The sequence below is a fragment of the Nostoc sp. genome (assembly GCF_036919815.1).
Lineage (GTDB): Bacteria > Cyanobacteriota > Cyanobacteriia > Cyanobacteriales > Nostocaceae > Nostoc.
The window spans coordinates 33,972-58,708 of sequence record NZ_JBALCE010000013.1; the positions used below are offsets into that span (position 1 = coordinate 33,972).

15 protein-coding genes and 1 pseudogene are annotated in these 24,737 nt (G+C 41.7%); 9 read left to right on the forward strand and 7 right to left on the reverse strand.

The features are described 5' to 3' along the window. The first annotated feature begins 291 nt into the window (after window positions 1–291). From V7K15_RS04425 to V7K15_RS04440, 4 genes are all read left to right on the forward strand, one after another. Window positions 292–5,043, forward strand: a complete 4,752-nt coding sequence (locus tag V7K15_RS04425; RefSeq protein ID WP_334903366.1) for an amino acid adenylation domain-containing protein — start codon at window positions 292–294, stop codon at window positions 5,041–5,043. A gap of 221 nt (window positions 5,044–5,264) precedes the next feature. Then, complete coding sequence (gene argJ, locus V7K15_RS04430; protein WP_334903367.1) at window positions 5,265–6,428, forward strand: bifunctional glutamate N-acetyltransferase/amino-acid acetyltransferase ArgJ; 1,164 nt, start codon at window positions 5,265–5,267, stop codon at window positions 6,426–6,428. A 502-nt stretch (window positions 6,429–6,930) separates the two neighbouring features. Next, window positions 6,931–8,133 carry an AAA family ATPase gene (locus V7K15_RS04435; RefSeq protein WP_334903369.1) on the forward strand — a complete coding sequence of 401 codons (1,203 nt, stop codon included), beginning with the start codon at window positions 6,931–6,933 and terminating at the stop codon, window positions 8,131–8,133. Between the two features lie 83 nt (window positions 8,134–8,216). Continuing rightward, a complete protein-coding gene (locus V7K15_RS04440; protein WP_334903402.1) occupies window positions 8,217–9,191 on the forward strand; it encodes a threo-3-hydroxy-L-aspartate ammonia-lyase in 975 nt (324 codons plus the stop codon). Window positions 9,192–9,436: 245 nt separating this feature from the next. On the opposite strand, the gene V7K15_RS04445 is transcribed toward V7K15_RS04440, so the two are convergent. Next, window positions 9,437–9,634 carry a hypothetical protein gene (locus V7K15_RS04445; RefSeq protein WP_334903371.1) on the reverse strand — a complete coding sequence of 66 codons (198 nt, stop codon included), beginning with the start codon at window positions 9,632–9,634 and terminating at the stop codon, window positions 9,437–9,439. A gap of 151 nt (window positions 9,635–9,785) precedes the next feature. On the opposite strand from V7K15_RS04445, the gene V7K15_RS04450 reads away from it, so the two are divergent. Together V7K15_RS04450 and V7K15_RS04455 are read left to right on the forward strand one after the other, a co-directional pair. Beyond that, window positions 9,786–9,932: a hypothetical protein gene (locus tag V7K15_RS04450; protein ID WP_334903373.1), complete on the forward strand. Its 147-nt coding sequence runs from the start codon at window positions 9,786–9,788 to the stop codon at window positions 9,930–9,932. Window positions 9,933–10,092: 160 nt separating this feature from the next. Then, window positions 10,093–10,695 (forward strand): DUF1819 family protein, encoded by a 603-nt coding sequence (locus V7K15_RS04455; protein ID WP_334903375.1) that lies wholly within the window; start codon window positions 10,093–10,095, stop codon window positions 10,693–10,695. On the opposite strand, the gene brxL is transcribed toward V7K15_RS04455, so the two are convergent. From brxL to V7K15_RS04470, 3 genes are read right to left on the reverse strand one after another with little or no spacing between them, the layout of a single operon-like run. After that, window positions 10,692–12,710 (reverse strand): protease Lon-related BREX system protein BrxL, encoded by a 2,019-nt coding sequence (gene brxL / locus V7K15_RS04460; protein ID WP_334903377.1) that lies wholly within the window; start codon window positions 12,708–12,710, stop codon window positions 10,692–10,694. The genes V7K15_RS04455 and brxL overlap by 4 nt on opposite strands. Window positions 12,711–12,759: 49 nt before the next feature. Next, on the reverse strand, window positions 12,760–15,324 hold the full coding sequence (gene pglZ / locus V7K15_RS04465) for a BREX-1 system phosphatase PglZ type A (RefSeq protein ID WP_334903379.1): 2,565 nt from the start codon (window positions 15,322–15,324) through the stop codon (window positions 12,760–12,762). Beyond that, window positions 15,321–16,103: an Rpn family recombination-promoting nuclease/putative transposase gene (locus tag V7K15_RS04470; RefSeq protein ID WP_334903380.1), complete on the reverse strand. Its 783-nt coding sequence runs from the start codon at window positions 16,101–16,103 to the stop codon at window positions 15,321–15,323. The genes pglZ and V7K15_RS04470 overlap by 4 nt, the downstream gene beginning before the upstream one ends. Window positions 16,104–16,154: 51 nt before the next feature. Between V7K15_RS04470 and V7K15_RS04475 the strand changes: the two are divergent. Further along, a pseudogene (locus V7K15_RS04475) lies at window positions 16,155–16,508 on the forward strand (XisI protein). Between the two features lie 67 nt (window positions 16,509–16,575). On the opposite strand, the gene pglX reads toward V7K15_RS04475, so the two are convergent. Next, window positions 16,576–20,208, reverse strand: a complete 3,633-nt coding sequence (pglX, locus tag V7K15_RS04480) for a BREX-1 system adenine-specific DNA-methyltransferase PglX (protein WP_334903382.1) — start codon at window positions 20,206–20,208, stop codon at window positions 16,576–16,578. A gap of 154 nt (window positions 20,209–20,362) precedes the next feature. Here pglX and V7K15_RS04485 point away from each other — a divergent pair, with 154 nt between their 5' ends. Together V7K15_RS04485 and V7K15_RS04490 are read left to right on the forward strand one after the other, a co-directional pair. Beyond that, window positions 20,363–20,587 (forward strand): ribbon-helix-helix domain-containing protein, encoded by a 225-nt coding sequence (locus V7K15_RS04485; protein ID WP_334903384.1) that lies wholly within the window; start codon window positions 20,363–20,365, stop codon window positions 20,585–20,587. Then, window positions 20,574–20,912 carry a type II toxin-antitoxin system PemK/MazF family toxin gene (locus tag V7K15_RS04490; protein ID WP_334903386.1) on the forward strand — a complete coding sequence of 113 codons (339 nt, stop codon included), beginning with the start codon at window positions 20,574–20,576 and terminating at the stop codon, window positions 20,910–20,912. The genes V7K15_RS04485 and V7K15_RS04490 overlap by 14 nt, the downstream gene beginning before the upstream one ends. Before the next feature lie 27 nt (window positions 20,913–20,939). Here the strand turns inward: V7K15_RS04490 and brxC are convergent, their stop codons facing one another. Further along, window positions 20,940–23,750, reverse strand: coding sequence for a BREX system P-loop protein BrxC (brxC, locus tag V7K15_RS04495; RefSeq protein ID WP_334903388.1), 2,811 nt, complete (start codon window positions 23,748–23,750; stop codon window positions 20,940–20,942). Between the two features lie 20 nt (window positions 23,751–23,770). Beyond that, complete coding sequence (locus V7K15_RS04500) at window positions 23,771–24,259, reverse strand: hypothetical protein (protein ID WP_334903390.1); 489 nt, start codon at window positions 24,257–24,259, stop codon at window positions 23,771–23,773. Between the last annotated feature and the right edge of the window lie 478 nt (window positions 24,260–24,737).

Consider the following 24,737-nt stretch of genomic DNA (forward strand, 5'->3'; position numbering starts at 1 on the left):
AAACCACGTCTATCTTGAAATCTGTAGTTCTTCCCTGATGAAAAGGATTTGCCCTCATCCCCCAGCCCCTTCTCCCAGATTTTGGAGAAAAGGGGAGCCAGAATTTCAAAGTCCCTCTCCCAGATTTGGGAGAGGGATTTAGGGTGAGGGCGAAAACTACGCTTCTCAACTTAGATGAAGTTTAACTATCCAGTTACAAAACGTTAAAAAGCTTATTAAACAATCTAAAATCGCTGCATTGAGTGCCTGCTACCTTCTAATAAATAACAATAGTTGTGAAGGGGTGTAATTTTGAATACGGTTGAGTTTTTATCTTATCTTCGCAGCTTAGATATTCAAGTTTTTGTCGATGGTGAAAAGTTTCGCTGTAACGCGCCTGAAGGAACTCTTACAGCAGAACTGCGTGCAGAAATTCAAGAGCGTAAAGCAGAAATTATTGAATTTTTAGAAGTAACTAATCGTACTAATAACCACAGCTTTAGACCTCTAGTACCTATTTCTCGGTCAGGAAATCTTCCCCTCTCTTTTGCTCAACAACGGCTGTGGTTTCTTGACCAATTAATCCCTAATAATCCTTTCTATAACATTCCACTAGCACTACATTTAATAGGTTCGTTGAATCAAGCCGCGTTAGAGCAAACTTTTAACGAAATTGTGCGACGACATGAAGCTTTACGCACCACTGTTGTTATCCAAAAAGGGCAACCAGTTCAAGTAATTAATCCGACGCTAACTATTACTTTACCAGTAATAGATTTACGGCAACTGCCACAAGCTGAACGAGAAATACAAGCACGACGACTCACTACCCAAGAAGCGCAACATCCTTTCAATTTATCAACTGATTCGTTGCTGCGAATAAAACTGCTGTGGTTGGATGAGACACAATACATCTTGCTGCTGACTATGCACCACATTGTCTCTGATGGTTGGTCTATTGGGGTGTTGATTCAAGAGATAGCAGCACTTTACACAGCTTTTTCCAGTAATCAGCTTTCTCCTCTACCGGAACTTACAATCCAATATGCAGACTTTGCATACTGGCAACGCCAATGGTTGCAAGGGGAAGTATTAGAAAAGCAACTCGGTTATTGGCAGAAGCAATTAGACGGCATTTCGATGCTAAATCTGCCAACCGACAGACCAAGACTAGCTGCTCAAAGTTACCAAGGTGCAAGGCAATCTCTGCAATTATCAAAAAGTTTGAGCAAAGCACTTTTAGCTCTCGGACAGCAAGAAGGGGTAACTTTATTTATAACCCTACTAGCAGCATTCCAAATTTTACTTTACCGCTATACACAACAAGAAGATATTACTATTGGTTCACCTATTGCCAATCGTAACCGGAGTGAAATTGAGGGATTAATTGGTTTTTTTGTCAATAGCTTAGTATTGCGTACCCAACTAAGTGGAAACCCAACTTTTCGAGAATTATTGAATCGAGTCAAAGAGGTAGCTTTCGGAGCTTATGCTCACCAAGATTTACCTTTTGAAAAGCTGGTAGAAGAACTGCATCCAGAGCGTAATTTGAATCAAAATCCGCTATTTCAAGTTGTTTTTGCGCTCCAAAATGCGCCGATGTCAGTCTTAGAGTTACCTAATTTAACTTTAAGTCCGCTACCATTTGAAACGGAAACAACGCGCTTTGATTTGGAGTTGCACTTGTGGGAACCAAAAGTTAAAAATGGGTTATGGGCAGATAGCTCAGAAGGCATTAGTGGTTTTGTAATTTACAGCACTGATTTATTTGATGATGCTACCATCACGCGGATGCTAGGACACTTTCAAATATTACTGTCAGGTATAGTTGCAAATCCAGAACAGCGAATTGCACAATTACCACTTTTAAGCGAACCTGAGTTACATAATTTATTAGTGGAATACAATAATACTCAGTTAGATTATCCTCAAGATAAGTGTATTCATCAGTTATTTGAGAGCGTTGTAGAGCAGAATCGTGATGCAACTGCGTTAGTATTTGGCGATGATGAATTGAGCTACAAAGAGTTAAATATACGCAGCAACAAACTTGCACATTATCTCAAAAAATTAGGAGTTGAAGCCGAAGTTTTAGTAGGACTTTGTGTAGAACGGTCTTTTGATATGGTAATCGGGATGTTGGGCATTCTGAAAGCAGGTGGAGCTTATGTACCTTTAGATCCGAGCTATCCATCTGAACGTTTAAAGTTTATGCTTGAAGATGCTCAAGTCTCAGTTTTATTAACTCATGAGCGATGGCTTGAACCTCTGAAAAACTATAATTCACAAATAATCTGTTTAGATAATGATTGGGTAATTATTAATCAAGAACTTGAAGATAATCTGACCAGCCAAGCTAAAGTAGATACCCTTGCTTATGTCATTTATACTTCTGGATCAACTGGAAAACCTAAAGGGGTTAAAATTGAACATAGAGGATTGTTAAATCTATTTTTTTGGCATCAAAAAGCGTTTAAAATTTTACCCATTGACCGAGCAACGCAGATTTGCGGAGTTGGCTTTGACGCTTGCGGCTGGGAAATTTGGCCTTATCTGAGTGCTGGGGCAAGCATTTATTTTGTAGATGATCAAATCAGGCAAATACCTGAGCATCTACGAGATTGGCTAATATCAAAAGCGATAACAATTACCTTGTTACCAACTCCTTTAGCAGAGAAAATTCTACTATTAGATTTTCCTAAAAACGCAGCTTTACGAATATTACTCACAGGTGGCGATAGACTAAATCAATATCCTTTAGCTGACCATCCTTTCCAGTTAGTTAACAATTATGGGCCAACTGAGAACACAGTTGTAACAACTTCGGGTCAGATTTATGTTAAGAATAAAGATAATTTAGCACCTCTGATTGGTCGTGCGATCGCTAACACGCAACTTTACATACTAGATAAACATTTGCAACCAGTACCCATCGGTGTATCAGGAGAGTTGTATATAAGTGGTGATGGATTGGCGCGAGGTTATTTAAACCGTCCTGAATTAACTGCTGAATTCTTCATTGAGCATTTATTTACTAATAAGCTAAAAGCACGACTTTATAAAACAGGTGATTTAGTTCGCTATCGAGCAGATAGCAACATTGAATTTTTAGGTCGCCTCGACGAGCAGGTAAAAATTCGCGGCTACCGCATTGAGTTAGGAGAAATTGAAGCGGTACTAAGTCAGCATCCAGCAGTGCAGCAAACTGTAGTAATAAGTCGTGAGGATAATGGAGAAAAACGCCTAGTAGCTTATGTAGTACCAAAAACCGAATACAGCAGTGAGCAGCAGAATATGCAATTAATCCAATTGCAGAATGAGCAAGTTTTGCAATGGCAAATGCTCTATAACGAAACTTATAATCAACCTGCTGATTCCGATCCAAAATTGAATATTGTCGGCTGGAATAGTAGTTATACAAATCAGCCTATTCCAGCAGAGCAGATGCGTGAGTGGGTGGATAACCAAGTCGAGCAAATTTTGGCTTTGCAACCTAAACGAGTATTAGAAATTGGTTGTGGAACAGGTTTGATTTTGTTTAGGATTGCACCTGACTGCACAAAATATTGTGCAACAGACTTTTCCCCAGTTTCACTTGACTACATTCAGCAGCAGTTACAAAAGCCAGAAATGCCCCAGGTAACGCTATATCAGCAAATGGCTACTGACTTCGAGAAAATAGAAACAGCAGCTTTTGATGTAGTCATTCTGAACTCGGTTGTACAATATTTTCCGACTATTGATTATCTAATTCGTGTATTAGAAGGTGCTGTGCAAGCAACTGCTCCGGGTGGCTTTATCTTCATCGGAGATGTGCGTAGTTTACCACTATTGCAAGCTTTCCATGCGTCAGTGCAACTATATCAAGCTGAAGCTTCCCTTACCCGGTTAGAGTTGCAGCAACGGGTACAAATGCAAATATTTGAAGAGACAGAGTTAGTCATTGACCCAGCTTTTTTTACCGCAATAAAGCAACGCTTTCCGCAGATTAATCATGTAAAAATTCAACTGATGCGGGGTAAATATCACAATGAGTTAACTGAGTTTCGTTACAATGTGATTCTTGAGATTAGTAGCGAAACTGTTAATAATCCTGAAAATTATTCAGTGCTGAACTGGGCTGAAGATAATCTCACATTCTCAGCAGTGCATCAGTTATTAATTGAGAATCAACCAGAAATATTAAGCATTATCAATGTACCTAATGCGCGGGTAATATCAGCAGTTAAAACAGCAGAATGGCTATCAGACGTAGAAGGTTTTAAAACTGTAGGTCAAATACGTAAAGCTTTGCAAGAACTCGAAGTTTTTGGAGTAGAACCAGAAGATTTTTATGGGCTGAATGGAGCTTATAAAGTTAATATTAGCTGGTCAGATTCAAGTATTGAAGGACATTATGATGTGGTTTTTGTCCGCCAAGATAGATTAGATAAGAGAAGTATTATTCCATATAGCACGACTCACTCTCGCCCCTGGCAATCTTACGCCAATAATCCCTTACAAGCCAAAGCAGCGCGTAAGTTAGTGCCGCAGTTACAGACTTACATAGCACAAAAACTGCCTGAGTACATGATGCCATCAGCTTTTGTAATATTGGAGTCTTTACCTTTAACAGCGAATGGTAAAGTCAATCGCCGCGCCTTAAGAGCATTCCATGATGCAATCAAGCCCCAATTACCTGAAAATTACATTGCACCTCGGACTTCTGTTGAACAAGTGCTGGTGAAAATTTTTGCTGAGGTTTTAGGACTTAAGCGCGTAGGAATTTATGACAATTTCTTTGAATTAGGCGGTCATTCATTACTGGCAACTCAGCTTGTCTCTAGAGTACGCGACACCTTATGTGTGGAGTTACCTTTGCGTAGCGTATTTGAAGCATCGACAATTGCACAACTATCTAAAGTGGTGGAAAGCTTTAAAGAAAGCAATGCTCAAAGTCAAGCCCCAGTTTTAGTACCACTATCGCGTGAAAGTCGGCGGATTAAGTTATCTTCCTTAAACGCTTTGGATAATAAATCTCTTGCGAAAATACTTGAACCGCCTAGTAATGAATTACTAGGCTAATAGCGAAAGTCATCTTTAGATTACTGAGAAAAGATTTCAGTCCATTTCAAGGCCGTTATTCACTACGCTGTATATTAGCTCATATTAAAATTTAATCAAATTTCTAGTACAGATACGTTGCTAGAAGAGTACATCTGTACGTCCCTAGAAGCGATTCCTATGTCACAAAGAATTTTGGAAATGGTATGAGATAATTAAAGCAAATTATTAAATCCAGAAAAATGTCATTAACTATATCTTCCGCACCTCAAGGTTTTAGTGCATTTATTACTAATTTAGGAATACGAGATACAACTGATGATTTTGTATTTATTAAATCATCGGTTCCTTGTGTTGCTGATGGAGTCTTCACTCAAAGTCTTTTTGCCGGGCCAAGTGTTACTATTAGCCGTGATAACTTAAAAGATTCACAAGCACAAGGAATTGTCGTTATATCTAAGAATGCAAATGTAGCTAATGGTTCTGTTGGCATCGCTGATGCCCAAGAGGTTCTGCAATTAGTTGCGACTGAAACTGGAATTGCTGCACATAATATTGTGATAGCTTCTACAGGTGTAATTGGCAGACGTTACCCGATTGAAAAAATCCGGGCAGGTTTATTAGGATTGGGGAAAAAATTCACTGATGCTGATTTTAATGCCGCAGCCCGTGCTATTATGACCACCGATACAGTACCGAAAGTAGCTACACGTCAAATAGGAAATGCCCAGCTGGTAGGAATTGCCAAAGGTGTCGGCATGATTGAGCCTAATATGGCTACCCTCCTAACTTTCTTTTTTACTGACGCTGCAATTTGTGCAAATAGCCTTCGTACTATTTTTCGCTCTACTATAGATAAAACCTTTAACTGCTTGAGTGTAGATACTGACACTTCTACTAGTGACTCCGCCGTGATTCTAGCTAATGGAATAGCCTGTGAAGTTTCCGAACCAGATTTTGCTAGTGCATTGCAAGAAGTTGCACAAGAATTGGTGCTGAAAATTGCACGAGATGCAGAAGGTGCTACCAAAATTATTGAGGTAACTGTAGATTCAGCTATTAACTATGCACAAGCTAAAACAGTAGCTAAAGCAATTGTCAATTCCCCATTAGTAAAAACCGCCGTCTATGGAGCAGATCCGAATTGGGGACGAGTTGCTATGGCTATAGGCAAATGTGAAAATGAACAGCAGATAAATCCCGAACGAGTTGTTATTAGTTTTGATAATGTGAAAGTTTATCCTAATACCTTAACTGATGAAAATCTGCAACAGTTGCGGCAAATTATGTCCAAAGATCAAGTAAATATCCATGTTAGCCTTAATATTGGCGAAGCTTCTGCAACTGTATGGGGTTGCGATCTTTCAGAAGGTTATATAGAAATTAATGGCAAATACTCAACTTGATAATGACGCGTAGTCAGGGCTGAAGTCTTTAGGGGTTTCCTATAAATAAATTACTACTACTTGTGGAGTGGACAAGATGCCCACCCCACAATAAATAGTTGGATATTTTTTTTTAAGAAGTCCCTTACTACGAGCCAAGCCAGTAGGGAGAGTAACTTTGATATCAGCCAAAAGTGGGCTTAGGCGCTTTATCTTATGGGCAATTCCACGGACATGATATTACTCTTCATCTAGAGATGGATAATTAGCGCAGGTACATCAATAGCCAAAAGTAAACTCCCACTTACCAATTGCTTTGTCAAAAAACTTGACACAGGTAGTTGTTTTGTAATATAGTATATTACATAAAAAATGAGTTAGATTAAAAAAACTTCGTAGCAAGTACAGCACGGTGGAAATAAAATTACCATTTGTACGCAGTTAGTTTATTTTACGAGAAAAATTTTTCAAAATCTCCTACTTCACACAAAATAACTCGATTAACGCTGCATAACTAAAAAATATGGATTTTGACTATTTTAGAAGCAATGAAGGCACTCCTACAAATAATAGCCGACAAAGCTTGCTTGCTAGCGGTTGGCGACCGTTTAACCGAGAATTAGACTGGGGGTTTTTGTGGCAACTGTTGGCTAATGACTCCCGCGAATTAACTCAAAAAAGTTTTAATTTAGCGAGTAATGTTGCTGATGTTTTGGGACGAAATAATTATGCTTGGTGGGCTAACTTATTAAATGTTGTATCTGATAATACGCGCTACGAAGTTGAAAAGTTTTGGAATTACATTACGCCAGATCCTCAATCACCAGATCATCTTTACAAAGATATTTTGAGTACGGAAACGCCCATCGTCCAATTTGTCAGTCGTAGTAGCATTCCTATCGATTATGTTCTTAACCGACTACAAGAAATTACTGTACTGCGAGTTTTAGGTGTGTTGGGTAGTCCCGATATTATTACCCAGTATTACTCAGAAAGAGATTTTTATTTTCCTATAAACAAATTTATTAGCTGGGAACGCTTAGACGTTCTCAATACTGTTTATGCTTACTGGTCGAAATATGACGTTTGGTTGCAAATTGACCCCTACGATCGCGGGCGACGACAATATACTTTAATGGCGAAAAATCTCGCGCCACTAATTAACAAAGCCACTTACGACTTAGCAGTTATGTTGAGTGGATATCAAAGTCGTGTAGGCAAAATTCACAGTCAATTTCCCATTCGCACATTTCCCGCAGATATCCAAAACTTTACTGATTCTGTACAGCAAGCGATTCTTAATCAAAACCAGTTAGCGGTTGTTGTACATGGGCAACCAGGTACAGGTAAAACAGTCTGGACACAGGCAGTAGCAAAAGAAATTCTTCTACCTTTAGGGTATGTAATTTTTATTTTAGATCATGATGCGATCGCTAATTTTGTCCCACCAACTTACATAGAGCGTATTTGTATCGTTATTAACGAAGCTGATAATCTAGCGCAAAATCGTGCTTCCGAAGTAGCGCAATACAATAACAAAACCGAACACATTCTGAGTTTGCTGGATGGCACTTTGTATCAAAGTGTAATTGATGACTCTGGTATTCAGATGCAGCAACGGTTAGTTGTCTTGATGACTTGCAACACTACTGAAAGATTAGATCCAGCCATGTTACGTAAGGGCAGGGTGGATTTAATATATGAGTTTACGCAACTATTTGTGTAATATCAATCTGTAGCAACACACCGTAGGAGTGTACATCTGTGCATTGGTGTTATATGCTTTCTCAAGTTGTAATACTGCCGTCGATGCCTCAGCATAACTCCATTACTATAACTGATGTCCAGGCAGCACAAGCGCGGATTTTGGGAATTGCCCACCGCACACCCGTGCTGACTTCTAGAATTGTTAACGATCGCACCAATAGCCAAGTGTTTTTTAAGTGCGAAAACTTTCAACGCACCGGGTCATTTAAATTTAGAGGTGCATACAACGCCCTAGCCCAACTATCGGTAGCACAAAAACAAACAGGCGTTCTCACCTATTCATCGGGAAATCATGGCCAAGCGATCGCTTTAGCTGGACAACTACTAAATATTCCCACCACCATTATCATGCCTGATGATGCTCCCGGTATTAAACAAACTGCTACTCGTGGTTATGGTGCCCAGGTAATTTTGTACAATCGCCAAGAAACAAACCGAGAAGAATTAGCCCAAAATCTAGCAGGCAATGGCTCTTTGACACTCATTCCCCCTTACGATCATCCCCATGTAGTCGCCGGACAGGGGACAACAGCTTTAGAACTGATCCAAGAAGTTGGTGAGTTGGACTTATTATTAGTTTGTTGTGGCGGTGGCGGATTACTTTCAGGGTGTGCGATCGCAGCCAAAGCACTTTTACCCAATTGTAAAGTAATCGGAGTAGAACCAGCACTTGCCGACGATGCTACCCGCTCCTTTGATAGCAAAACGCTGCAAACTGTCAAGAATCCTGATACCATCGCCGATGGTGCCCGGACTCCTAGCCTTGGTCAAATTACTTTCCCCTTAGTGCTGCATTACGTCGATGATATGGTGACGGTATCGGAAGAAGCGATTCTTCGCACCATGTTTTTCTTGTGGGAACGTCTAAAAATTGTAGTTGAACCCACCGGAGTACTTGCAGCAGCAGCCTTACTCGAAGGTGTGGTGACTTCCCCAGAAGCGAGGATTGGTGTCATCATTAGCGGTGGAAATGTAGATTTGGCGCAAGTTGGTAAATTGTTTTCTGTGGGATTGTAATTATTGGACTTTGGACAAAAAAGAAGTGTTCACGGATCAGGAGGAGAAGCCAACACAAGAGATTTCCACAACAAAAGGGAGGTTACTGCCTCCCTTCTACTTTTTATCGGTCTAGTCTATTAAGTACTAATCTCTTAACTAAGAGAATTTATTAGTGATACTTAATGGTTCATGAATAACAAGATTCCCAACTTTTTAGAAAAGTCGGAAATCTGAGCATTTGGATTACTCTTTCGCAAACCCAATCAATCATCAGTTGGATCATCAATCATTTCCGGTGCTAAAGCTGGGTTACTTTTACGTTCTTGTGGTGATTGTTCCCGAATAACATCGTCCATTGGACGAGGGTGTTTAATTTTGTCGAGTAACTCTGGACTTAGTTGCGAGGGATCGCCTTCTGGATTCGACTTTTCAGCTTGACTAGGAACTGTTTCCTTATTCATGACTATTTCCCCAAACTTATACACCAAGCTTAAGTTCTTCTGTGGTGAGGTACACACTATCTTGAGACTTATTTTAGATCACGCTAGGGAAGAAAGGCGTCGTTAACCTGTTTACTAGCCACTGAAAGCACTCTGAACTGGCAAGAAGCGTTTGACTACAGTAGGTTTGTATTTGGTGAAGATACTGAGCCAAGACGCTCGCGGACTCGCTAACGCTGCGCGATCGCAATACTGGCGGTGCTATCTGGAGGCAATGGATGGAAAGATATGGAAATCTACGGAGGAGGTCAAAGGTTGACCGCCTTTGGAAGTATTAAACTCCGAAACCTTGACGAAAATGTAATAGGAGATTTACATAGGAGGATGCAAAAAAAGCATTTCCTGAAAAACATTTAAATCCGTAACTCACTATCTAGGTTTGAGAAAGGGTTTTGCTTGCCTTCTCTATTGTTTCAATTATGCCTGAAACTGCTTATACTGCCCGTACTAACAATGCTTTTGTTCTGACTGAAACCATTAGAGTTGCCGAACTGATGCACCAAGGTGCAACCCAGGAAGATATTCGGCAACGGGTATTGGTGGAGGATTTGTTTCAACTGCGCTCTCAAGTTTCCCGTGAGCGGGCACTGCAAACTGTTCTCAAACGCCTTCAGCAAGTACCAGAGAAATACATTCAATTAATAGCAACTGGCAATCCTGATACTCGGCGACTGACTATCCTGTTTCTGATTCTGCGAGAAAATCGTTTGCTACGCGAACTCATTGCCGAAGTGCTGCTGAACAAAATTAAGGCTTTTGATTACCTGTTAACTTCCGCCGACTTACGAACCTTCTTTGAAGGGAAGCGAGAACAAAGTTCAAAGGTGGCTGCATGGTCTGACTCTACTTATAAAAAGGCTGCTAGCAACACTATACTGGTACTAATAAATGCAGGTCTGTTACAGCCCATGTCACCACGGAGAAATTATCAAATTCGTGTTGTTCCTGTGCCATCTCCCCTTCGTCAACAACTCCTCGCTGATGGGCTAGGTCATTACCTGACTCTGATGCTTGATATTTAATCAGCTGCCAGAGCTTTAAATACTGCGTCTACTGGATCAGCGTAAAACGATGTTTGAAATTTAGCAAACAACTCTGGCGGAACACTGGCTAAATCGACGGCGCTGGACATAGGTAGAAGGATGCGTTTTGCGCCAGCATCAAAGGCTACTTGTAGGCTACCCGCTAGATTACTGACTGGGGTAATTGTCCCGCCTAAAGTCATCTCGCCAAATATGGCAAATTGTGTCTGGACACTTCGTTTCAGGGAGGCGGAGCATAAGGAAACGAATAATGGTAATGCACTTTCCTTTGGTGTCCCAGCGCCTTGAAAGTCTAGTAACTGGAGCAAGAAATCCCAATTGCTTGGGTGAATACTGCTACTAACCCGTTGAGCATTAGCTTTGAAGTAATTCATGGCAATATTCAAACTATCCTTCATCTTGGCAGTATTTGCTACACCAGTACGTACCAACTTGCTATTACCGGGTACTGCTTGCAGTTCGAGTTTGAATGTGCCGATTATGCCGCTATCTCCAATACTGACAAAGTGTAAATGACCTGGAGTCAGCACATCTTGGCTAATCAGGCTTGACCCTCCTTGTTCTGGGACTGAGACAAAATGCTCGTCTAAAGTTTCGAGATCGATGTAGCTGAAATGCACATCGTAAAATTCCATACCGCCAATTTTCTTTAGTTGTTCTTTGACACGCCGCCGCACCCGCAGCCCATAAACTAGAGCTTCACGCACGTCTTCCTTGCTAAATGAACCGTCTGGGAAGAGTAGTTTCAATAGCCCTGATACGGTTTTACGAACTCCTTGGACATCCCGTTGCTTCAGGTTATTACCCAATCGAAAGTAGAGGTCGATCGCATCAGCAAAACTGCGTTTACGCATTTCTCGCAGCCATTCGGCTAAGTAATCAACAATGAACCCGTATTGATTGGTGAAATTTTCTGGGCTAAACTTGGGGATTTCCCAGCCAGGAATATAAGCGTGAAAGCGGTCAAAGAAAGCGGTGTCAATCATGGCTTCGGGGAAGGGTGCAAGCAGGTGAGAAGTTTTTACCAAGGATTCTACGCTTTGATTAATGTTGCCAACAAAAACCATAGAAGCACTGGGGTTAATCTCAGCCTTACCTCGTGCAAAGGAACCCGATGCCATGTAGTCTTTCATGATTTGCACACCGTCATTATCATGAAAGCTGATACCTGCTACTTCATCAAAGGCAACCACGTCAAATAAACCTACCAGTCCGATGCGGCGTGTGGACATATTGTAGAAAAGGTTCGCTACTGTGGTTTTACCACCAGAAAGAAGGATTGAGTTCGGAGAAACTTCTTTGTAAACGTGGGATTTGCCTGTAGAACGGGGGCCAAGTTCGCACCAGTTGTAATTATTTTCGCAAAGGGGAACTAAACGGGCAAGTAGATGCCATTTTACATCTTCTTTAACGGTAGTAGGTTCTAGTCCCGTTGACCGAATCAACAAGTCAATCCATTCGCTACGGGTGAAAGCTGGGCGACCTGCAAACAGTTCATCCATATCTACACTAGGCATTTGGATCGGTTTGAGGCTTCCCACAATGAAGGGACTGGGTTTGGTTCCGGCTTCATACTCTAGTTGCAGAATACACCAGATACCACCACCCAAAAGTTTTTGGTTCGGTTTAACAATTTCCGGGTCAATGACTACGCCTTTGACTCCCAGATTCATTAAAATCCCTTGGTAAATGTCATCTCTCTCGTTGAGCGTCACTGTCACCCTGTCAATGATAGTGAATCGCCCCAATTCCCGAATCTTAGATTTGACCTGTTCTGCCTCATCAGGACGGACGTAATTTTGAGCTAGGATATTTTTTACACGAGCAACACCCTCCTCAATGGTGGTTTCGTCGTCGGTAGCACAGTACATACCCAACAAGTACTCCAGCACATACACGGGTACGTTAGCACCTTCTTTGATACGCTTCGTCAGGTCTTTACGCACTACCTTTCCAGGGTAAATGCTGTTTAGCTTTTGATTCAGGTCATCCATTAGAGGCAGGGGGCAATATTGATGTCACCGATATTGTGACTATATTGGCTCAGAAATCTCCAAAGTCGTTAGCAATTCCTAAACTAACTGCCCAAGGTTCTTTAAGCAGTTCACTCTCGTCATCTGCATCCTTGACTATTAAATAGACGTTCGTAGGGGGATTAGTGGTAGTTACAGTCAATCTTAAGCTAATTTCCCGATCGCTCGGATAAATACTGGTGCTGCTTAAGTTGGTTACTCGCACGTCCGTTATGGGTATATTGGTTTGAGGATCGTACAAAGCAACTGTAATCTGACGCGATCGCCACTTCCCCTCAACTGCATCAGTTTGCACTAATGTCAAGCTAAAACGATTATTTGTCACTCTTCGGACTCTGGCACTTACCTGCACTCCGACTTTCCGGGCTGGGCCATCGTCGTCTTTAACTGCCCGTTGGTGATGATAGGTAATGACTGGTACGCAGACTTCCTGAAGCGATGCTCCACCGTGGACAAACTGTGCTCCTGCACCTTGAACGGCAAAGCGTAAACTACCACGGGGTACGATCGCAACTATGCCATTTTCTATATAGGGCAGACTAAAGTGTAGTAAGGTTGAGTCATTCACTTGCTCTCGTGCTAACAAATAGCGGCGTTTGCTTTCAAGTATTGCTTCGCCACTTGGCAAGGGTCGCTTGTCAGCTTCTTGAATTGGGCAACGTTGATATAAAAACCCGTGATCAGCAGTGATGATCACGTTTGTACCGTTGATAGAATTACAAATTTTCTTTACCAGCCGCAGCAGTTCGTTAATTGCTGTTCCGCAAGCTGATAGTACTTGACGTTCGCTGGATGCCTGATCGCCGATCGCATCAATGACGTTGTGATAAATGTAGATTAGGCGATAGGGTTGTACTATTAGCCGTCCTTCCTCTGTACTCATGGCTAGCAGGTCTTTGGCATTGAGTACCGTAGAATCAACACGGCTATTTTCGGTTAGTACTTTTTGTCTTGCTACCGTACCCTTAGTACTAAGTCCATCAATTCGGACATCATCATCACCTGGTATCAGTTCTAGTTTCGAGCCAGGAAGAAGTGCTGCCATGCCCAACCGCGTCACACTAGGTAAAACTCCAAATTGCGCCTCCAGTTCAGTTTCACCCCGCATTTCTTTATAAATTACTTCTTGGAGTTCGCTGGCGACTTCGTAGCGCAAGGCATCGGAGATAATTACAAATACTTTTTCGCGATCGCTCCGTTCTAAAATGGGGAAAACGTGCCTACCGAAGAACTTGCTTTGAGATGCAATGCCCTCCAATTCCCAATGATCGCTAACAGCATCAGACCAAGCTTCTCCTAAACCATCCAAGAACCATTGAGTATATAAATTTTCTACATCTTCAATTAACCCCTTGAGGATATCTCCTTGAGCATCATCACTGGCAACAATAAAATGACGGTAAGCTCTATCAAATAAGTGCAAATCACTGGCATAAGCTTTAAAAAGGACTGGGGCTGACTGGCGGAATCCTCCTGTATACTGCTGCTTGAATTCTAAAATAGCGATCGCAGCTTCCATTGCTTGATAAATTTTCTCATACTTAGGAAACCAAATCAGAGTGTGACGGGTTTGTAACCAAGTACGCCAAGATGCAAGTTCGGTTTTTTGTTGCCCTGTTTGCGTTTGTAGTTTTTTGACACAGGTACGGATTAATACCTGATCTACAACTTCAAAATTAGCTGCTTCAAATAAAACTTCTGGTTCTAAATTCTCTATCGCATCAAATATCTGTAATTGTTCTGCCACTTCACTGCTTAAGGTCTTCCAACCTAAAGAATCCTGCTGGTCGCGCATCCACTGGTCGATAAATGCGTAAGCCCGTTGTCCAGGGCTGATAACTTGGTTCGCTAACTGAGGTGGAATAACACCGTGCAATGATATAGCGAAATGCGTCACTAGCAGCTGTATAAACAACTTGTTTAAGCTGGGGTGTTGTTTGGGAAGGTCAGTGTATTCCACCGCTACCTCCCAGAAAGCTTCTGCGGAGACAAAACGCTCAATATCAGACCAGAGGGCGTTATCAGTCTCTAATAACCCTCCTAGCAACACTCGCCTGATCAGTGTGCCTGCATCGGGTACTTTTAAACCTGCAAGGACGGAAAGCATAGCCAGAAGTAATTCTCGTTCGTCGCTATCAGGAGAAATGCCCATTGCTTGTAGGGCTTCTGTCCGTTTGCGGCTTTTAAAGAATTTTATCTGTTCCCGGATGATAATCTCTAGACGGCGCGATCGTAATCCTAAGTCTGCATAGATGAGGGCAGCCGGGTCAGCAGAGAAGGTTAAACCGCTTTTTTGGATGTCCAGAAGCCAGTTTTCTTGGGGCGCAGGTTCGGGAAAGGGGGCGTAGAGTAGAAAAGTTTGATTGGGTTGCAGAGTAAGTAAGCGATATTTGACGGTGAAAGGGGTGTCAGCGAGTTGGAGTTTTTCTACGCCTTCAAGTTGGAGTTCATTAAAACTACTAGCAAATTGTTGTTCAGGATCGTACCAAAACACCACCCGCCGTCCTGGGTGTAACCAACGGGCAGAATCTTGAAAGAGGATTTCTAGGGTGTTTTGGATACGAGCGGTGTTCATTCTGTTGGCTTTTCTGCTTCGGCAGTTTGCAATTGTTGCACCTGTTCAACTGTTAAACCAGTCACTTTTGCAACTACTTCGATAGACATCCCCTCTTTTAACATATTGATAGCAACACGTCGAATACCTTCGTCTCGACCTTCAGATCGACCTTCGGCTAGTAATGATTGATAAGTTACTGACTCACGCATAATATCTCTTTGCAGCAAACGCTGAATCACTTCTTCTTCTAATACTAGCCCAGCCGGGATGAATGCACATGCAGCAAGGTTACTTTGAGTCCGTTTATCGGTGATATTGTCAATTAATGTTGCGACTTGCTGTAAAGTATTAGTTTTACTATCTGTATTGCTTAAAACTGCAAATGGAAGTAAACCGGAAGTTTGCAAAAATATTTCTTTTGGTTGTTCCCATAGGCGAATTACTTGGAAGCGATGAGATGTTTCTTCAAGAGTAAATGTAGTTTGCTGAACGAGTTCTGAATCAGTTTTTTGTAAATAAATTACTACTTGAATCATCCGCTTGTGAGGAAAGCGACGATACACTCGCAAACGGTAGTCTGTCATGCGAAAGGGAATATTTTTGTCTGGTTGAGTTTGAAACTCGATATGCAAGACTATTTGATCAGATTGCTGTAAGATGAGCGCATCGGCACGAATGGGTTCTAGGGATAGTTCTTTGGGACTTAATTCAGTTAGGGTTATTGGTTCGCCTAACAACCAAGTGGCAAAGTCGCTGGGAAAGCTTTCGACAATAAACTTACACAAATTATCAAACATGAAAATATTTTCTCAAAGACACTGTAATGCACGAAACGAGGAAATTCAGCAATGGATAAACTAGAAAAATATCGCAGTTTGTCCAAGAAGATATTGACTGAATATTACGAAATGGCTAATACTCAATTTATCAGCATTACGGAAGTTGAAGCAAGCGATCGCTTGGCTTTTGATGAACAAAGAAATCAATATCTTTGGTTTCGATTTGGCTGGGATGACAAAAAGCAGATAGAGCATATTATCATGTATATCTGCATTAAAAACGGCAAAATTTGGGTGGAATAAGATGCAACAAGTTTATGCGTTATTGATGATTTGCTATCAGCCGGAATACCCCAAACTGATATTGTTTTAGGCTTCCATCATCCTAGTAAAAGAGGTTTTACAGAATTTGCTACCGCCTGAAGAGGCAGGGGGCAAGGGCAAAGAATTAGAGTGAAATCGTATTAGGTATTTTGGGAAATGGTATAGCTTATTTCAACAATTCCCTTTTCCACTGTGATGCTTTTTCTAAATCAGCTATTTTCAAATCTGACCCTTCATAAACTAAACCTTTGAAGCGCGTGTAGTTGTACGCTACACCATCATCAAGGTCAAGATGAATTCGCCCATCGGCTAAGGTTTGCAGTTTGGCTTGGTAATCCCGCAATTCTAGCTGTTGCGCTTGCAGGTCTTTGAGGCGATTTGTAGCGGCTTTTTTGGCGGTGCTGGAACTGGCATTTTCTAGCTGTTGCTGTGCGCGTACAATTTCACCGTCTAATTTGACTTGCAATTCTAAAACGTAATCGGTGCGGATACGGGCGAGGGTGTCTTCGTTGTAGCGGTGTAGGTAGACTAATGCGCCAAAAGCTCGTTTTTTGCCACTGGTAAATAGCCAGTAAATGGGGCGTTTTTTATAAGTTTGGATGTGGTCAGAAATAAATTCTTGCAGGAAATAGCGGCGGATACGTTCTTGGGCGCTTTCACCGTTTTTGAGGGTGAGGGCGTTGGCGATGAAATTGAGGTTTTCGGTAAGGGTTTTGGGACTGTAGACGATGCACAGAAATTCTATGAAGCGGGTAACGATGTCGTTATCAAAGTATGCTTGATCTGTGATGGGAATTATTGCATCACTGCTGGCGCTTAAGGTTTGGTGTAGGGAAAGGTCAAATGGTTGTCCGGCGTGAATTAGTCCGGGTTTGTCGAGGGAATAGCGCCCCATGATACAGCCGATCGCGTAGGAAATGAGGGAACGGATATCTTTGTTTAAGTCGGCGCGGCGGATGGTAATTTGGTTGTCGGGTACTTCTGGGGTGAGTTCGTCTTGTAATTCGTAAGCGTCTATCCAGTAGCGGTTATTTTCTTCTTCTAGGCGTTGAAGTTCGCGGAAGGCGGTTTCTGATTTGCTTTGCCAAATGTTGAAGGCTTCGGAGAGGTGTTTAGTGTTGTGGAGTAATAGGGGGTGGGTTTGGAAGTTCCAGGATGTTTCAAAGTTGTCCCAGTCTTGGCGAGAGATAGTAATAATACGCTTGACAGTTATCTCGACTAATTCAATCACTAAGTTTTGAGTAGAGAAAGGAAGTTTAGATACTGGACCCTCGTGGAAATCAAGAGTAGGGCAAATGATTTTCAAAAAATAATCTGCTATTTTTGAATTTAAAAATCCAAGCCCAGAATACAAACTATATAACGATTTTTTAAAGGACATACTTCCCTTAGATTCAAAAATAAAACCTTGAGGGACATATCGCATTGATAAACTAGAGCTTGATACGGTTGACCAAGTTATACCTTCCTGAAAATAAAAAGAAGGATTGTCATGTCTAAATCCGGGATTAAGACCTTTTTCTTTTAGAGTAGACATTTCTAAACCATTTTTATAATAATTAAGTAAAAATGTATTATTCCCATACCATTTTCTAAATGCTCCACCTTTTTGGCAAGGAAACCATTTATTACCTGAATTCAGTGCATCTTCCCTATTTAAGTAATTAAAACAAGTTTTTATAAAATTACATTCATACCATATTCTTAAAAAAGCATTATTATTACCTGTACTCATTCCATGCTTGAATGAATAAGATTTCTCTATTGATGAAAAATTAACAAATAAATTTAAAAACTTATCACTTACCCAATAAGCGATCGCACTCCCCGGAATCTTTGCAAAATCAGCTTGATTGACTCCCAAATACCGATGTTCACCACTAAGATACTTTTGTTTTTTTAACTCAGCATCATGATAATCAACCAAGCGAACATAAAGCGCTGTTTTATTGTTAGGCTTTTGTTTACTAATAACAAAAGTTGTTGATTGAACAACTTCACCACCAATTTCAGGAAAAGCTCTGGCTCCCAAATGAACCATTGAGTAAATTGTATATTTGTTTAAAAAATCCTTTCGTAATTCTTCATAGCTACTTAAGAACATCCAAGAATGTTGATTAATTGCTGACATTAATCCACGTTCTATAGTCATTTCTACAGTTCGTTCCATAAATACAGCAAATAAATCGCCTTTGCTATTTTGATAATGTTTAATAACAAACTTTTTAACCACATCATTAAACGAACCACCACCCATATAAGGCGGATTCACCACCACAACCCAATATTGCTTTCTCAACAACTCCGCCTGTAATAATAACCCCCGCAAAGCAGGAACACACTCTCTAAATAGTGAATCACTCGCCTCTAAATTATTCAATTGCCATTTCAACTTCTCACTATCAAAAGGTGGTGGAGTAATTAAACTTCCTAAATTATCTGCATCCTTAAAAGCCTCAATTAACGGTTGCCAATCTTCAGGATTTAATTCAGTCGCTAGTGGTAAAGTCTGACTATGGGTAGGGCGCACTGCCGTAATATTCAAAGCAGGCGGTTTCCGTAAAATGCGATAATTATGCGATCGCGCTTTCATCAAAACTGCAAAACTAGCTAACTGTGCTGCACGTTCATCAATATCTAAACCATACAAATTGTGCGTCAAAATCAGAGCCGGAATATCCCGTTCTAAATAACCTTGCTCTTTGTAAATTTCAAACAGCAAATCAAAGGCATAAACTAATATGTGACCACTGCCACAAGCAGGGTCTATCACGGTCAACTCTTGAGGCGTTAAACACCTCTCCCCCAACCCCTCCCCGACGCGGGGAGGGGAGCAAGAATTTTCTTCTCTTGTCCCCTCTCCTCGCAGGAGAGGGTTAGGGAGAGGTTCTGGATTTTCCAGATAATAAGGCATATATTCCCGCAAACGTGATTCCGGGTGAGACTCTAACCACAACCGCCCTAAACTGTTCTCCACCATATACTGAACAATCCAATGGGGGGTAAACAATTGCGTCGCTGCGGGAATATCTGCGGCTGCAATCTTCGACTTTGCCCCAATTACTTCATCTTTGCGTTCCGAAATATAAAACTGATATAGCCAACCCACAACCTCAATATCCTGCCAGTCTTCCTCTGGAATCTCCTTCACCAGTCGCCGCACTATCGAATCTTGATTTAGCAGATTTCCAGGTAAAAACAGTGCTTGGTAGTTCTGGCGAGGGTCAAACAGTGCTGGAATCCCTTCTGCTAAGGCTTTACACTGAGCTAACAGCAGACGCCGGTAAAGAAACTCATCGGGGTTAGGGTCACGATTGGCAAAACCACGCCACTCATTGAGGGTATCCAAATCCAGCCCAGGTAAATCCCCCATTTCCGCAATAGAACTAGCATCCCGCAACAAATCAGGGTCTACCAAATTCGGGTCACTACTACTCAACACCCGCCCGATATATCCATTCACCTCCATAAACCGCAACGCCGCTAAACGGTTAAACCAGGTGTAGGCAATTTCATCTATCAGTGTAGCTACCGCCTGGGCTTGGCTGGAAATTAGCGTTAAATCTTGTAAGCGATTCCGCAATTGTTCATACTGGTTTGTTTCTGTTGCGTTCAACGTTTGACCTGCCACCAAGAGTCCACCTGTAACAGCTTGGGGTTGTGTGATGCTTTTGTTAGTAATGCCATACTGGGCGGCACGGGCTGTAACTTGTTCCCGTAAGTAGCGACGCGCCCAAATTGCGAAGTTTTTAATAGCGGTGCGGTTCATTGAGGTGATAGAGAATTGGTAGTTATTCACATCAACCACCCCGCAATCAATTTTGGGGAGGTTAGTCCAAGTCAGTTTTAACTGACTTTTGCAATTAAATTTCTATTTACCAGGGTTGAAGTTAATTTCCTACTATTTTGGCTACTATAAAGTAAGAAAAATATAATTACCTTTTGGTAATACTATGCCATCTGAAAAACTATCCATTTCCTTACCAGCATCTTTGATGGAGTTTATTGAGAATTACAAAATCTCCAGGGGGTGTAAATCTCGCTCCCAAGTCATTGAGTTAGCACTGGAGTTACTGCGGTATCAGGAATTAGAGCAAGCTTACCGCCAAGCTTCGGCGGAAGTTGACCCAGATTGGGATTTGACGGTAGGGGATGGGTTAACAGATGAAACGTGGTGAAATTTACTATGCTAACCTCAGTCCAGTAGTAGGGGCAGAAATGGATAAACGCCGACCTGTACTGATTGTCAGCAATGATGCTAATAACAGTGCGGCTAGTACGGTGACAATTTTACCGATTACGTCTAATGTCAGTCGTGTTTATCCTTTTGAGGTTTTATTGAATCTAGAGGAGAGTAGTTTATCTAAGCCTTCTAAGGTACAAGCGCAGCAGGTACGCACGATTTCTAAGCAGCGCATTTCAGGAGATGCGCTGGGTTGTTTGAATGAGGATTTGATGCAATTGGTTGATGCTGCTCTCAAGCTGCATTTGGGTTTGGGGTAGACAAAACCCAGAGCAGCCCCGCCGGATTTATTCAATACGAATGCGATGATTTTGGTGAATCTGATCTAGTAAGGTTTTTCGTAAAGTTTCTAGATAAACATCAACATCTTGGGGCGTTTCCAGTAGCGACTTAGTTGCAATTCTCGCTACCTGCACCGATACGATGGGTTTGACACAGGTTGCTTGGCCGTAACTGCCGTTTTTTGATTGACGCTGGATGATTTCGTTGGCTTGCTGATCTACTTTTTGCAGCAATTGTGGGAGGATGTTTTCTAGTTCACTTTCACGTGCGATCGCGGAATCAATGCTTGCTACCTGATCAACTGAGGTGACAACTTTATCAATATCTTGGGTGAGATTTTTGAGGTCTAGCTGGGCAGAAATATCTTGGTGAGCAGAAGTCACATACTCAGCTAATTTCTCCCGCATTGCTTTGCCTTTAGTCTGCACTTGGTAGATTTGACTTGTTAGCGCCTGCTGCACCTTATCCTTGACAGGTTTGAGCAACATTGCTAATTCTGGAATCTTGGTAGTCGGGTCAGACATTGCCAAAATTTGCTTGACTAAATCTACCCGCTTAAGCAAATTTGGATCATTGATGTGACGCAGTTCTGGTTCTAGAGTTTTTAAGTCATCACGCGCTTGCTGGAACAGCTTTATTTGCACGTTGAAGAAAGATTGCAACTTCTGCACATCCTCGATATACTCTTCCATCTCATCTCGACGCAAGCGAAAACATCCGAAAAATTCAGCCGCACCGTTGTTTGCTAGCAAGTCATGCAGGAGTGTTAAGTTAGTTTGCAGCAATTTTGCAAAAGGTAGCCCGCCCTCAGCTTGGGTCAACCAGCCCTCTAATTCTTTGCAACGTTCTTTTAAAACTTTTTTGTAATCATCAAAAAGTAATTGTGGATCGCTAGACACTTTGCTATTGAACAAATGACTGGCTATATCCTTAGCAATCTTCAAGCTAGCTGGGTCAATTATATCTGCAAGCCGGATGGTATATTGATCCATTCCCTTGCGCGATCGCAACTGAGCCACCAGACCCTTTTCACGCAGATTAACATTACCTTGAGCGTGTCGCAGTTCCACTACACATTTATTAGCAAGTTCCGCCATTACTCCCAAAGTATCGAATTCTGACCAACCATAGGGACGCCTCGCAAATTTATCTCCTAATGCTCGAATACTGACTTGGCGGTGAACACGAGTTTCTTCCATTAACCAAGCTCGCATTTCACTATGAGCAGCAGCGTTAGCAGCTTGTCCGGTGATATCCTGCTCTTGAGTGTCACGAGTTAAGGCATTGCTCACCTGGTCTTCGTTTTCAAAACCGCTACTGACGTAACTGAGTTTTTGATACACATTATCTACTAAATATTTAAGACCTTCACTTAGCAAGCTCTTAGCGTCTCGGTTGCGAATATCTAACTTACTACCACAGGCAAATACATCAGCACTAGCAATCAGTTCCTCCAGGATTTCTTTCAATTCCTGACGACGCTTGCTATTTTCGTCTCCTCGTGAGATTAAAATTCTTTGGATGCTAGGGGCGTTGTTGCCACTACTTTTCAGATTTAAATACTTATCTGTTTTGACTAGGATGTTGAGGTCATTCAATAGGCGCTGATTATCAGGCAGTCGCACTAAGACCTCATAACCTCCCCCTGTAGTGCCAATGCAGAAAGCATCATCCTTCATCGCAGTATAACTTTCAGCATTAGGGGTAACAATATGCAGAGTCAGGTCATTAGTTTGATGTCCAAAAGTTTGTTCGTCCAGCTTACGGTTAAATGGATACCGATGACGCTGGGTGTATTTCAGTTCCTTATCAGTGTAAATTGAATCCCAGACAAGCTGTTGTAGTTCTTTGAGAACTTTTTCTGAATCAACTTGGGTGTTTTTAATTTCCCTGCCAATATCTTGCTCCTCATGGGTCAGGAAAATATATTCATCACCATTGCGCTGGATTATAGTCTGACGTTCCAAGCGCCTTAACGCTTCATCTACCTCCTGGCGCAACGTCAGCTTATCCTGGTCAATATTATTTAAGCTCAGAGTAGTCAAATTATCTAAATTTGCCCGGATTTCCTTAAGATACTTGACCATGAACAGAGTTTTTAGCAGTTCAATATCAAAAGACTGGAGTTGGGGGTTCTGCTGGGCCTGAATAATCACCTGACTGATGATACCATCCAAAAAGCCTTCAACTGCCATATAAAAGGTGTGAAACGGAACTAAAACACCAAGGGGTTGTCTTGCTACTGCTTGGGAAGCTACTTGAAACGCATCCAATAGCGATCGCTCTCCTGATGCTAAGTGTTTTCCCGCAGAACCCATGAGGCGAATTTGAGTAAAAACCTTTTGTAACAGGTTAAACTGGTAAGGGACAAATGGGTAAGCAGCAATAAAATCTTGAGAATTGCTATATCCCGGCATATCGGCGCTGTCAGTAAAAGCAATTTGGTTTTTCAGAATAGCAATTTTCTGGCTATACAAAGCCTCCAGTCCAGCCCGTGCAGCATCAGTTTTGCCCAGCAAGCGTAACTTAATTACCTCATCGGTATTAGCAGAAGACAAATTCAGTGGGCGGTAAAAACGACCAATAATTTTAGAAAAATCTTCGCCTTTAATCTTGTTTTTGGTAATCTCATCCATTGCCTCTTGGGATGTTACCACCACCCAAGCTTTTCCCAAACAGTAAGTACCCAAATCTTCGACAACAGTTTGTAGGTTCAGCATCAGTTTGCTGTCTTCACCGATATACTGTCCTACCTCATCCACCATAAAAATCAAACGATGTTGAGGTCCTTTCTGATCAAGATACTGCTTTACCATCCGGGCAAACTGCTCTGGACTCAGGGTATAATTTTGTTCGCCTGAACTGAAGGCGGAAAATTGCTAGGGTCTAAGCGCAAATCAATGTCCCAGTAATCTGGCTCGTAATTAGACCAGGGATACAAAGCCTTGACATCTTCTCTAAGCCCAGCCAATACTTCTTCACGCTCATCAAAAGTCCACTGACTATAGTGAATAATGCTTTCAGCAAACCAATCTAAAGGTTGTCCGCTAAAAGCATCACTAATCAGGTTCTCTAAACCCCTTTCGGATAATGCTACTAGCAATATAATTGCTTTTACATTTTTCTTAGCAAGAGCCTCGTAAGCAATGACCTTGTTAAAATCCCTAACACTAACAGTCTTAGCAATGCTAGATCCACTAAGTTTGTCTTCACGAGGTACACTAACTTCAATTTGGTAAGCTGTGAAACCATCTTCCCGTAAAGCTTTGAACTGTTTTACCCCTCGTTTTGGTAATCTGCCAAACCAGTTTTCCGCATAACCCAAGGATGTGCTGATTCCAGTGACCCCAAAACGCTTTTCAAACTTATGCGTGTTGAGCTTGTAGCAGTCTAAGCTTATACTGCCAAGCTTAATGTCACATCTTATTGCTCTTATTAGCTCATCCATAAGTAAAGAAAATTTTAAGAATTATACCAGATAAAGCACACCCACCAAAAAAGAAGTGAGAAAGAGAAAGTTCAGTTTGTCCACTCAGAAACTGGAGAAAAGAAATTAACCACGTCCTCTGGTGTTGCTCCACAGAACTGGAAGACCGCTTCGCTCGATTAGGCGGTGGCAGGAACGGGCATTAAGACCCTGATAAAGCCCCCTAGTTCTCGCAAGCCCGCCCCTGCCACTCTGCTACGCCGCCTAATCGCTTCCAGTTCTTAGACCTTGCAAAATCAAGAAAAATACAATTGCCCCAAATGTCGTCAAAGCAGCATTTCCCAACATTTTACACAATAACTAATAATGTTATCAG